We start from the raw sequence: 11,826 nt of genomic DNA, 5'->3' as shown, positions 1-11,826 counted from the left end.
ATGAGCACGACGAACCAGACGACGTTGTGCTCGACGGCCGGCCAGAACTGCGGGTTGTTGGTGAACAGCTCCTTGAAGTTGTCCAGCCCCACCCAGGTGATGGAGTCGAAGCCGATGCCGTCCCAGGTGGTGAAGGCGAGGGCGATGGAGGCGAGGGCGGTGACCCAGACGAGGGCCACGTGCAGGACCGTCGGCACCCCGGCCATCAGGCCGAGGGTGAGCCGGTCACGGCGGGTCAGCAGACGGCGGTGGCCCTGCGGAACCCGCTTCTTCTTCGGCGCGGCGCCCGGAGGCGGCACCGCGGCCACCTCCGGGATCTTCGTTCTCGTTTCGGAGCTCATGGTGTCGGTGTTCATCCGCTTCAGAAGGGGGGTCGGTCTCAGCTGGACGCGAAGATCGTCTTCTTCTGGCGCTCGATCGAGGACAGCAGGCTGTCGACGTCCTTGGGATTACGGACGAACTTCTGCAGGGCGGGCTGCATCACCGTCGAGGTGAAGTCCGGCCGGCTGTCACGGTCCATGAACTGCGTGAGGTGCTTCGCGCCGCTGATCATCTCGTACGCCTTCTTCTGAAGGGCGCTGTAGGCGGAGGTGTCGGCCTTCGAGGAGGCGGCGATGAGGCTCGGGTCGGCCTTCAGGTAGGTCTCCTCGGCCGCGGGTGTGCCCAGGAATTCGAGCAGTTCGACGGAGCCGGCGTGGTTCTTGGGCTTCTTGCTGAGCATGATGCCGTCGGTCGGTGCCTCCACGGTGTCCTGCCCGTACGCCGGGTCGATCTCGGGGAAGGCGAAGAAGTCGAGGTCGTCCAGGTCCGCCTTGTCGGTGAACTGCTGGGCCACGAACATGCCGAGCATATACATGCCGGCCTTCTTCGCCACCAGCGTCTGGGCGGCGTCCTGCCAGGTACGGCCGACCGCGCCCTCCTGGTGGTAGGGGAGGGTCTCGGCCCAGGTGTCGAAGACCTTGCGGACCTTCGCGTCGGTCCAGGAGGCCTTGCCCGCCATCAGCTCGACGTGGAAGTCGTAGCCGTTGAGGCGGAAGTTGATCTGGTCGAAGGAGCCCATCGCCGGCCAGGCGTCCTTGTCGCCGTACGCGATCGGGACGAGGCCGTCCTTCTTCATCTGCTTGCACAGGGCGATGTACGCGTCCCACGTGGTGGGGACCTCGTAGCCGTACTTCTGGAAGACGCTCTTGCGGTAGAAGACCGCCCACGGGGACGTGGTCAGCGGCACCAGGTAGTACTTGCCGTCCTGACCCTTGCTCAGGTCGTGCATGGCACTGGGAAAGTTGCCGCCGATCGTCTTCCACACGTCGTCGATCGGGGTGGCCAGCCCCTTGGCCGCGAAGAACTGCATCCGGTAGCCGGCGAACCACTGGAACACGTCGTCCGGGGTGCCCTGTAGGTAGGAGTTGATCTGCTCCTGGAACGTGTTGTGGTCCTTGGTGTTGATGGCGACCTTGATCCCCGACTGCTTCGTGAAGGCCGCGTAGACGTCGCCGTACGCCTTCTTCGGGACGGCGTCGGACGCGTTGGAGCCGACGGTGACGGTCTTGGTGTCCGACGAGGCGGAGGTGCCGGCGCAGGCACTCAGCAGGGGGATGCCGGCACCCAGTACCGCGGCCCCGCCGAGTCCGCGCAGCACGGCGCGGCGGCTGGTACCAGGCAGGGATTGACCGGGGGATGAAAGGCGCATTTCGGCTCCTGAGGGGCTGTCATGGCCCGGGCGTGGCGCGATGGCTCAAGGGGGCATGACGGGAAGCGGTCGACGATACGACCAGAAACAAACGCGATCGGACAGATCCAATCGGTCGACGCGTCGAAGAGTGAACTTTCCAGGGACTCGCTGTCAAGGCCCTGAGAAGAACGTGCCGAGCGGACCGCTCCTTTCGCAGCTGTCCGGCCTCCTGGCGGAAGAAATGCTGCGTGAGCTCTTGACGCCCGACCGTCCGGCTGCCTAGATATGACCGCGCGGTCAGTGACCGCGCGGTCATACAGCTGACCTCACCTGATGCGAGCACCAAGCGGCGAGGCAGCATGCGACAGTCATACGGCCGACAGGAGCTCCCATGACACCAGTGGCGGGGCGCAGCGCGGGTTCTCCCGCACCGCGCAGTGCGGACGTGGCCCGCGTGGCCGGCGTTTCGCGCAAGACGGTGTCGCGGGTCCTCAACAACGAGCCGTATGTGTCCGACGAGGTCCGGCAACGCGTCCTCGGTGCCGCCGAGGAACTCGGATACCGGCTGAACCACGCGGCGAGGGCGCTGGCTTCGGGGCGGAACCGCTCCATCGGCGTCGTCGCCCTGGGGACGGCCGGGTACGGAACGGCCATGCTCCTCGTGGGCATCGAGAAGGCCGTGCGCGACGCCGGGTACGCGCTGCGTGTGGTCAATACGCCGGACGGTGACCCCGAAGGCATCGCCGGCGCGGTGATGTCCCTGCTGGAGCAGGGAGTTGACGGGATCGTCGTCTCCGAGCCCGTCGTGGAGGGAGAGGTCTCCGTCCGCATCGACGTGCCGGTCCTGTTCCTGGGCGCGCCGCCGTCCTTCCCCTCCGCGCGGACCCTGACGGTGGGCGTCGGCGCCCATGCGCTGGCACGGGCGGCCACCGATCATCTGCTGGACCTCGGGCACACGACCGTTCACCACCTCGCCGGCCCTGGTCGCTGGTACGCGAGCACGGACCGTATCGACGGCTGGCGGGCGGCGTTGGCCGCACGGGGGGCACAGGAACCGCCGGTGATCCAGGGCGACTGGTCACCCGAATCCGGTTACGCGGCAGGCCGCGCGCTGGCTGCGGACAGCTCGGTGACGGCGGTGTTCGTGGCGGGTGACGAGATGGCCATCGGCCTGATCCACGCCCTGCGGGAGGCCGGCCGGCGGGTGCCGGAGGACATCAGCGTTGTGGGTTTCGACGGTAACCCCGTCTTCGCCTACGTCACTCCACCCCTGACCACCGTGCGTCAGCCCTTCGACGCCGCGGCACGGGAAGGAATCAGGCTGCTCGTGCACGCCATCGAAACGCCGGAGATCGAGCTGCCTGCGGCGAGCGAGCCACCGGTCGACCTGGTCGTCCGCGGTTCGACCGCACCCCCGCCGTCCCACCATGACCAGACGGAACTTCGCACCACCTGACCACCTGGCCCGGCCGTACCCGGCGCAGGCCGCATGCCCCGACCACCAACCACGTCGCTCGACGGCCGTCTCGCCATGCCGTCTGTCGGACGTTCTCGTCATAGCGGCGACAGCCGGCACGGTCACGCAGGCCGGTGCCGCCCATCGACTCCGCCGTTTCCGTCCGGACCGATCCGGGATGCGGCGGACACCAGAGCACATCCCTTCCCTTCCTCTGAGAGCCGCACATGTTCCCTGCCCGAACAGGCGTCAGACCCGGCGCCGTACCGCGTTCCCGTCCCCTCTCCCTCCTGTCGACGGCCTTCGCCCTGCTGGCCGTGGTGGCGACGCTGGTTCTGCCGGCCGCCGGCCGGGCGGATGCCCTGGCCCGTCCGTCGCAGACGATGTACACCCCGCCGTCCGGCGCCCCCTCGCCCGGGTCGCTCTACCCGCGGGCGCTGCGTCTGCAGCACAACGGCTCGGCCAACGGCACGATTCTGTCGACGTTCGAGCAGTACACCTCCGGCACGCCGGTCTTCCCGATCTACCGCAGCACCGACAACGGCAACTCCTGGACGAAGATCTCCGACGTCGCCGACACGCAGAACGGCTGGGGCATGCGCTGGGAGCCCGAGCTGTTCGAACTGCCCACGGCGATGGGCGACTTCCCGGTCGGCACCATCCTGGCCGCCGGTGACTCCGTGCCCGGCGACCGGTCCGCGACCAAGATCGACCTGTACGCCAGCACCGACCGCGGACTGACCTGGAGCTTCGTCACCAACATCGCCACCGGCGGACGGGCGATATCCAGCAACGGCTACACGCCGGTGTGGGAGCCGTTCTTCCTCTACGCCAACGGCAAGCTGATCGTCTACTACTCCGACCAGCGCGACACCGCCCATGGCCAGAAGATCGTGCACCAGGTGTCCACCGACCTCCGCACCTGGGGGTCGGTCGTGGACGACGTGGCCATGCCGAACTACGCGGACCGCCCCGGCATGCCGGTGGTCACCCGGCTGCCCAACGGCAACTACGTCATGACCCACGAGTACTGCGGGGCGCCCGAGGGCGGCTGCTCCGTGTACTACCACATCTCCTCCGACCCCGAGGCGTTCCTCTCCGCCCCTGGTCAGGTGCTCCGGGCGACCGACGGCACCATCCCCAGCGGGGCGCCGTACGTCACCTGGCTGCCCGCCGGAGGCGCCAACGGCACACTCGTCGTCAGCGGCGACACCCAGAACGACGTGTTCGTCAACACGGCGAACGGCGCGGCCAATGCCTGGACCCACATCCGTTCCAACGTCGCCAGCGGCTACAGCCGGGGCATGCTCCCGCTGCCCGACGGCCACAGCCTGCTGGTGATGAGCGGAGGGCGTGGACGCAGCACCGGGCTCAACCCGGTCACCTACAGCACGATCGACCTGGGCGGCGGCATCTCGGACGGCGCCACCTACACGGTGTCGAACGCGGGCAGCGGCCTGAAGCTGACCATCGCGGGCGGCTCCACGGCCAACGGCACCTACGCCACCCAGCAGAACACCGACAACGCCACCGACCAGCAGTGGCGCTTCGTGCAGCAGACATCCGGGTTCTTCAAGATCTTCAACGTCGCCAGCGGCAAGGTCCTCGGCGTGGAGAACCAGTCCACCGCCGACGGCGCCAAGGTCCTGCAGTGGGACGACAACGGCACGCTCGACCACGAGTGGGCCGTCGCCCCGAACCCGGCCGGCGGCTACACGGTCACCAACCGTGTCACCGGGAAGAACCTGGAGATCCCCAACGCCTCCACCGCCACCGGCACCATCGCCGACCAGTGGAGCAACAGTGGCTGCGCCTGCCAGCGCTGGAATTTCACCCAGACCGCCCTGCCCCCGCTGGGCACCGGACAGTACGTCCTCGTCAACAAGAACAGCGGCAAGTACCTGGACATCCCCCAGGCCTCCACCGCTACCGACACAGCCACCCAGCAGTGGCACAACTCCGCCTGTTTCTGCCAGTTGTTCACGTTCCAGTCCGCGGGCGGCGGTGCCTGGACCATCCAGAACATCAACAGCAACCTCAACCTGGACATCCGTAACAGCTCCACCACCGCGGGCGCCGCCCTCGTCCAGAACACCCCCTCCGCCGCCAACTCGCAGAAATGGACCCTCATTGACGCCGGTAACGGCTACTACCGGTTCCAGAACGTGAACAGCACCCTCTTCGCCGGCGTGGCCCAGTCCTCCACCGCCGACGGCGCAGCCGTCGTCCAGTGGAGCAGCCTCGCTGTCGACGACCAGCTCTGGAAGATCGTCCGCATCAACTGAGTGACTGCGTACGGAGAGGAGAGCGGGCGTGTAATCCACGCCCGCTCTCCGTATCCGGCCAGGAAGGTTCGTCGCAGGTATGATCGTCGGATCGCCGGAGATGGTGATCGCGGCGCCTCGCTTGCCGCATCGCTCCGGCCCGGTCCTCACCCTCGTCATGATTGGCCGTCGGTCACGAGGTCGCCGCTGTCAGATCGCACATAGCAGTCGTGCCCGCTCTCCGTTCGGCGACTGCTTCGGCCACGAGCGCCTGTTGGTACCTGGTGACCGTGACCAATGTCGTAGGAGTACCTCTGGTCTCCCGCCTGGGGCAGTCGTCGGCCTGGCGAGGGCCGTTCTGGATGCTGGTCGCACTGCGGGCTGGGACCGCAGCGTTCGTCGGACGGTTCATCACCGACCAACTGCGGTGGCAACTGTCCTGCGTTCGGGCCGAGTTCAGCGAACTGGGGCAGCGCCGGGTCGAGTTGAGGCTCAGTTGCATCGCGCTGCTCATGGGCGGCGTCCTGGCATGTCGCCGGCTGCACCTGCCTGCCCGACATGACGATGCGCGGCGGCGAGGACCGCTCGATCCGCATGGTGGGGCCGCCGGAAGCGCTCGAACAGCGCTGCTTGATGGACGGCACGCTTCGGCAGCATGCCCGCGTTGCGAACGTCATCCGGGACGTCCCGCGGCTGCTGTCGTACACCTCGAGCGCGGTGGATGCCGGGTGACGTGGTCACCACCGGCACGTCCGGCGGCGTCGGTACCGGCTCGCTGATCCGCCCCGACGCCGACCGAGCTCCCGCCTTCGCTCAGTGCAGCACCTCGGCCGCCTCCTCGGCGATCTCGCGCAGCACCGCGCTGATCCGGCGCTGGTCGGCATGGTTCATGCGACTGATCGGCACGGAGACGTCGAAGGCGACCTGCATGGGCGCTCGGTGGGCGGACAGGGCCACGGCGACCGAGCCCACCCCCTCCTCCCACCCGCCCCTTCCTTGAGAGCCGCCTCGTGACGAAACAAGACCTGGACACCCTGCGCCGGCTCGTCTCGGACGGCTGCCGCGTACTCGCGGGCCGCGGGCTCGCCGACGGCATCCTCGGGCACATCAGCCTCCGCATCGACCGGCACACACTGCTCGTCCGCTGCCGCGGCCCGCACGAACGCGGCCTGCTGCACACCGAGCCGGACGACATCCGCCTTGTCGACCTCGACGGAGCGGCGGCGGCCCCCGGGGAACTTGACGGATGAGCGGTACCGAACGAACTCCCGCTGCACACCGAGGTCCTGCGCACCCGGCCGGACGTGGCCTGCGTCGTCCACGCGCATCCCCCTGCCGTCGTCGCTGCCGATCTCGCGGGACTCGGGATCCGTCCCGTCATCGGCGCCTTCGACATCCCCGGCACACGGCTGGCGGCCCGTGGCGTACCGGTCCACCCGCGTGGGGTGCTGATCCGCGACCGCCGGCTCGCGGCCGAGATGGTCACCGCGCTCGGTGACCGTGACGCCGTCGTACTTCGCGCCCACGGCCTGACCACCACCGGCACCGATGTCCCCGAAGCCGTCCTGCGCGCCCTCTAGGTCGACACGATCGCCCACGCTCCCGAACTCAACCCGGTCGAGGGCGTGTGGTCGCACCCGAAGAGATCCCTGGCCAACCTCACCAAACACAACGGTTGTGCCGGCCGCGGGCAAGGAGTCCGAGTACCTGCACCCCCCGAGCGTCCGGGGCGGTCAATGGGGCGGCCTTGGCCGTCCAGTGAGGCGTACGCGGCGGCCCGGACCGAGGGGGCTGCCTGCCGCTCGACTGATCCAGCCGACTCCGCCGCCGCGCCTGTCCCGTGCATGATCGGTACGGTGGTGCCGGGACGACGAGAGGGGGCGGCGCGGCCGTGGGTGAGGAAGAGGAGATCAGGACGGCGAAGGAGGCCGCCGATCATGAGCTCATTCTGGCGTTCGGCCGACTGCAGGGGGCGGCCAACCGGCTGGAGTACATCCTCGGTCGGGCGCTCGAGGTGGAGTGCGGTATCAGTCATCTGATGTTCGAGGTGCTGCTGATCCTCGGCCGGGCGGGCGAGCCGGGACTGTCCATGCGGGCCGTCGCCCAGGAGCAGGTCCTGACCACGGGCGGTGCCACCCGGTTGGTGGACCGTATGGAGGCGGCTGGGCTGGTCGAGCGTGCGGAGGATCCGGACGACCGGCGCGGGCGGCTGGTGCGCCTGACCCCGCTGGGTGAGGAGACGGCCGTCCGCGCGTCGCGGGTGCACCTGGAGAACATCCAGCGTTACTTCGTGCAGCCCCTTCCCTCTGCGGACCGCGCGCGGTTCGCGGAGGATCTCCGCATTCTCAGCCATTCGGCCCGGGACGCTTTGCCCCGGTTGCCCTGACCTGCGGTCCGGCGTCCAGGCTGATGTGGTGGCGTGAGCTACCCCTGTATGGCTCACGTCACAGGAAATATCTGATGAGTCAGCTACTGTTTGGTCAGATGAATCGCTCGCATCAGGCGGGCGCCACTCCTCTGCCGAGGTCCTCGATGAAGCTCGTCTATGTCTTCGACGCCTACTGCGGCTGGTCGCACGGGTTCTCCGGAACGCTGCGCGAGGTCGTCTCCCGCCATCCGGAGCTGCCGGTCGAGGTCGTGTCCGGCGGCCTGTTCATCGGGTCGCGCCGGGTGCCGATCCGCGAGTTCGGCTATGTCCAGGGCGCGAACGCCAAGATCGCCGAGCTGACCGGCGCCGAGTTCGGCGAGGCGTACGAGCGGCTGATCGCCGACGGTTCGTTCGTGATGGACTCCGAAGCCGCTGCCCGTGGCGTCGCCGCTCTGCGCCAGGCCGCCCCGGAGCGTGCGGGGGAGCTTGCCGCGGCCCTCCAGCACGGCTTCTACGTCGACGGACGCAGCCTGTCGGAGGCGACCACCTACCGGAAGGTCGCCGAGGAGGCCGGACTCGATGCCGACGCCGTGGTCGTCGCTTTCGAAGGCCCCGAGGCGCCGCATACGGCCGCGCACGACTTCCACCGCGCGGCCGAGCTGGGCGTCACCGGCTTCCCCACCCTGCTGGCCGTCGACGGAGACTCCGTCACCCCGTTGGCCCATGGCCATGCCACCGCCGACGAGATCGACCGGCAGCTCGCGGCCCTGCCCACGCCCTGAACGTCTCCATCCCCAATCCACTCGCACAGGAGCCCCGTATGAGCACCCTGACCTTCAAGGTCCTCGACCTGGACTTCCCGGCCGGCAGCAAGAACAAGACCGCCACTCTCGTCACGGGTGAGAATGAGGCGCTGCTGGTGGACGCCGCCTTCACCCGCGCCGACGGGCACCGCCTGGCCGCCGAGATCCTCGACTCCGGCAAGACGCTGACCACCGTCTTCGTCAGCCACGCCGACCCCGACTTCTACTTCGGCGCCGAGGTGATCGCCGACGCCTTCCCGGACGCGACCTTCGTCGCCACCCCGCTCGTCATCGAGCACATCCAGCACTCCTACGAGGGCAAGCTCAAGGCCTGGGCCGCGCTCGGCCCGAACCTCCCCACCCGCCTGGTCGACATCACCCCGCTCACCGGCGACCTCACCCTCGAAGGCCACAGCTTCCAGCTCAAGGGCGGCCCTGCCGCCCTGCCCGACCGCCACTACCTCTGGCAGGCCGAGCAGCGTGCCCTCCTCGGCGGCGTCCTGCTCTTCCAGCAGGAGCACGTCTGGGTCGCCGACACCCCCACCCCCGGCGACCGCGCCGCCTGGATCGACCTGCTGGACGAGATGGCCGCGCTCCAGCCGGAGTTGGTCGTCCCCGGTCACCGGCTGCCCGGCACCGCGGCCGACGCCTCCGCCATCTCCGCTACCCGTGAGTACCTCCTCAGTTTCGAGGAGGAGCTCGGCAAGGCCGCCGACGGAGCCGCGCTCACCGAGGCGCTCGTGGCGCGCTACCCCGACAACGGCATGCTGATCGCCGCCCAGATCGGGGCGAAGGTCGCCAAGGGCGAGATGAAGTGGGGCTGAAGATGGCCGAGTTCGCGACCTCCACCGCCCCCGCGGATGTAGTACGCCGCCAGTACCTGGCCTCCGCGGCCGGTGACCTGGAAGCTTTGCGGGCCACCCTCGCCCCCGACGTGGAGTGGACCGAGATGGCGGGCTTCCCGCTCGCCGGTACCTACCGCACCCCCAAGGGCGTGACCTCAAGCGTGATGGAGAAGCTCGGCCAGGACTGGGACGGCTGGGCCGCCCACGACGACACCTACGTCGTCGACGGCGAGAACGTCGTGGTCCTGGCCCGCTACACCGCCGTCAACAAGGCCACCGGTAAACCGATCGACGTGCGCGTCGCCCACCACTTCGTCGTACGCGGCGGACTCATCGTGCGCTTCGAGCAGTTCGTCGACACCGCGCTCGTCCGCGACGCCATGACCGTCTAGACGCGCCGTCCAGCATCCGAAGAGAGGAGAGGCGCATGTCCGCTGCCGACAACAAGGCGCTCGTCATAGCGTTCTACGAGCAGGCGTTCAACGACTACCAGCCGGAAGAGGCCGCCGCCGCGCATCTCGGGGAGACCTACATCCAGCACAATCCGGAGGCGCAGGACAGTCCGCAGGCGTTCGTCGGGTACGTGCACTGGCTGCGCGGGCAGTTCCCCGACCTGCGTCTGGACATCAAGCGGGCCGTCGCCGAAGGGGACCTCGTGGTCACCCACAGTAACCTGCACCTCGAGCCCGGTGACCGGGGCATGGCCGTCGCGGACTTCTGGCGCCTCGCCGACGGAAAGATCGTCGAGCACTGGGACGTGATCCAGGAGGTTCCCGAGAAGAGCGCCAACGACAACACCATGTTCTGAGTTCCGCGATCGCAGCGGCGCCGGGACCGGGCCCGCATCACGAGCCGTGCGACCCACCGTCACCTTCTTCTGCACCACCCCGCCGTGTGTCGCGGCACATGCCGCGGCACACGGCCCACACCTGAGTTGAGGATGCTCCGGGCGCACGCCACCTCGTCCCTGGTACACGGTTGCTTCCGCCGGCCTTCCGCTCATCCGTCGTAGCCACCGCGGACCCGGCCAGGCCTATGGCCGTCCGGGAGCAGCGGGCCGCTCAGGCCGCGCACCTTATCCACACCCTCTCCGGCCACTCACCGCATCCGGCTCATCTGACCAGCTCGCGGCCGTCCTGTGCCGCGCTTCGTGGTGTCGGCGTGCCACAACACTCGGGCGCCGCCGCACCGACCGTTGTTGTTCCCATCAGAAAGGTTCCCCCACATGACCAGCCTTCCCAGCCGACGCCGTCTGCTCGTCACCGGTGCAGGCGCCGCGCTCGGCTTAGGTGCGGCCGCCGCCACAGCCTCCCCCGCAGCGGCGTCCACCGACGCCCGCAGGACAGGAGGTGTCGAGGAGACCCGCACGCTCGACGAGCTGTACCAGGCCGCCCTCGCGGAGGGCGGAAAGCTTGTGATCTACGCGGGCGGTGACATATCGACGCAGGCGGACGGCCTCCGCAGCGGTTTCAAGAGCCGCTTTCCCGGGATCGATCTGACGGTGGTCGTCGACTACAGCAAGTACCACGACGTCCGGGTGGACAACCAGTTCGCCACCGACACCCTCGTGCCCGACGTCGTACAGCTCCAGACCGTCCAGGACTTCGTGCGCTGGAAGGAGCAGGGCCGCCTGCTCACCTACAAGCCGGCCGGATTCTCCAAGGTCCACGCGCCCTTCAAGGACCCGCACGGTGCCTGGGTCGCCGTCCAGGTGGCCGCCTTCAGCTACATGTACGGCCCGGCTGCGGTCGGTTCGGACGTGCCCAGCAGCCCCCTCGACCTCGTCGACGCCAAGTGGAAGGGGAAGATCGCCTCGTCCTACCCCCACGACGACGACGCGTCCCTCTATCTCTACACGCTCTACGTGCAGAAGTACGGCTGGGACTGGCTGGCCCGACTGGCCGCGCAGGACGTGCAGTTCGCGCGTGGCAGCTTCACTCCCCGGGACGCCGTCACCAGTGGGCAGAAGGTGATCGGCGTCGGTGGCTCCGGAGCGGCCCTGGCCACCGGGCCCGTCAAGTGGGTGCTTCCCGACGAGAAGACGCCGTTCATGTCCTGGGGGCAGCGGGCCGCGATCCTGAAGCAGGCCAAGAACCCGACCGCGGCCAAGCTCTACCTCAACTGGCGGCTGTCCACCGGTGAGCAGCAGGCCGCCACCAACGGCTGGTCGGTCCGCACGGACGTCACCCCGCCGACGGGCCTGAAGCCCGTCTGGCAGTACCCGAACGGAAACCTCGACGGATTCCCCCGCTTCATGGCCGACCGCGCGGCGATCGAGCGCTGGAAGCAGACCTTCGCCCTCTACTTCGGAGAGGTCAAGGGAGACCCGTCGCCGGGCTCGCTCGGGCTGCACCCGGGAGCCTGACCCGCACTCCGGCGGTGATTGGGCAGGCGGTGTCTTCAGCCGAAGACACCGCC

The 11,826-nt window shown here is 68.7% G+C and carries 11 protein-coding genes and 2 pseudogenes; 10 read left to right on the top strand and 3 right to left on the bottom strand.

The features are described from left to right. Both ABT057_RS05945 and ABT057_RS05940 read right to left on the bottom strand, forming a co-directional pair. Positions 1 to 341, bottom strand: a pseudogene (locus tag ABT057_RS05945) (sugar ABC transporter permease); the annotation flags it as partial. Positions 342 to 379: 38 nt separating this feature from the next. After that, positions 380 to 1,690, bottom strand: a complete 1,311-nt coding sequence (locus ABT057_RS05940; protein ID WP_352341222.1) for an ABC transporter substrate-binding protein — start codon at positions 1,688 to 1,690, stop codon at positions 380 to 382. Between the two features lie 373 nt (positions 1,691 to 2,063). Here ABT057_RS05940 and ABT057_RS05935 point away from each other — a divergent pair, with 373 nt between their 5' ends. The 3 genes from ABT057_RS05935 to ABT057_RS05925 all read left to right on the top strand — a co-directional run bounded on the left by ABT057_RS05935 (position 2,064) and on the right by ABT057_RS05925 (position 6,124). Further along, complete coding sequence (locus ABT057_RS05935; protein ID WP_352341221.1) at positions 2,064 to 3,128, top strand: LacI family DNA-binding transcriptional regulator; 1,065 nt, start codon at positions 2,064 to 2,066, stop codon at positions 3,126 to 3,128. 227 nt (positions 3,129 to 3,355) lie between these two features. Further along, on the top strand, positions 3,356 to 5,413 hold the full coding sequence (locus ABT057_RS05930; protein ID WP_352341220.1) for an RICIN domain-containing protein: 2,058 nt from the start codon (positions 3,356 to 3,358) through the stop codon (positions 5,411 to 5,413). A gap of 537 nt (positions 5,414 to 5,950) precedes the next feature. After that, entirely contained in the window at positions 5,951 to 6,124 is a 174-nt protein-coding gene (locus ABT057_RS05925) for a hypothetical protein (RefSeq protein WP_352341219.1), read from the top strand. Positions 6,125 to 6,205: 81 nt separating this feature from the next. Here ABT057_RS05925 and ABT057_RS05920 read toward each other — a convergent pair whose 3' ends face one another. Then, complete coding sequence (locus ABT057_RS05920) at positions 6,206 to 6,364, bottom strand: hypothetical protein (RefSeq protein WP_352341218.1); 159 nt, start codon at positions 6,362 to 6,364, stop codon at positions 6,206 to 6,208. Positions 6,365 to 6,402: 38 nt separating this feature from the next. On the opposite strand from ABT057_RS05920, the pseudogene phtC reads away from it, so the two are divergent. The 7 genes and pseudogenes from phtC (at position 6,403) to ABT057_RS05885 (ending at position 11,773) form a co-directional block, all read left to right on the top strand. Next, positions 6,403 to 6,972, top strand: a pseudogene (phtC, locus tag ABT057_RS05915) (3,4-dihydroxyphthalate decarboxylase). Positions 6,973 to 7,283: 311 nt separating this feature from the next. Further along, the gene (locus tag ABT057_RS05910; RefSeq protein ID WP_352341217.1) at positions 7,284 to 7,778 is read left to right on the top strand and encodes a MarR family winged helix-turn-helix transcriptional regulator; all 495 of its coding nucleotides are present in this window, start codon (positions 7,284 to 7,286) and stop codon (positions 7,776 to 7,778) included. 146 nt (positions 7,779 to 7,924) lie between these two features. Then, on the top strand, positions 7,925 to 8,542 hold the full coding sequence (locus ABT057_RS05905) for a DsbA family protein (RefSeq protein WP_352341230.1): 618 nt from the start codon (positions 7,925 to 7,927) through the stop codon (positions 8,540 to 8,542). Positions 8,543 to 8,580: 38 nt separating this feature from the next. Beyond that, positions 8,581 to 9,387 carry an MBL fold metallo-hydrolase gene (locus ABT057_RS05900; protein ID WP_352341216.1) on the top strand — a complete coding sequence of 269 codons (807 nt, stop codon included), beginning with the start codon at positions 8,581 to 8,583 and terminating at the stop codon, positions 9,385 to 9,387. A gap of 2 nt (positions 9,388 to 9,389) precedes the next feature. Continuing rightward, a complete protein-coding gene (locus ABT057_RS05895; RefSeq protein ID WP_352341215.1) occupies positions 9,390 to 9,800 on the top strand; it encodes a nuclear transport factor 2 family protein in 411 nt (136 codons plus the stop codon). 35 nt (positions 9,801 to 9,835) lie between these two features. Next, the gene (locus ABT057_RS05890) at positions 9,836 to 10,216 is read left to right on the top strand and encodes a nuclear transport factor 2 family protein (RefSeq protein ID WP_352341214.1); all 381 of its coding nucleotides are present in this window, start codon (positions 9,836 to 9,838) and stop codon (positions 10,214 to 10,216) included. A gap of 417 nt (positions 10,217 to 10,633) precedes the next feature. Beyond that, positions 10,634 to 11,773, top strand: a complete 1,140-nt coding sequence (locus ABT057_RS05885; protein ID WP_352341213.1) for an ABC transporter substrate-binding protein — start codon at positions 10,634 to 10,636, stop codon at positions 11,771 to 11,773. Positions 11,774 to 11,826 lie beyond the last annotated feature (53 nt).

This window comes from Streptomyces sp. NPDC002588, from assembly GCF_040295925.1.
GTDB lineage: Bacteria > Actinomycetota > Actinomycetes > Streptomycetales > Streptomycetaceae > Streptomyces.
The sequence above is the reverse complement of the archived record's forward strand: the minus strand, read 5'-3'. Positions and strand labels throughout refer to the sequence as shown.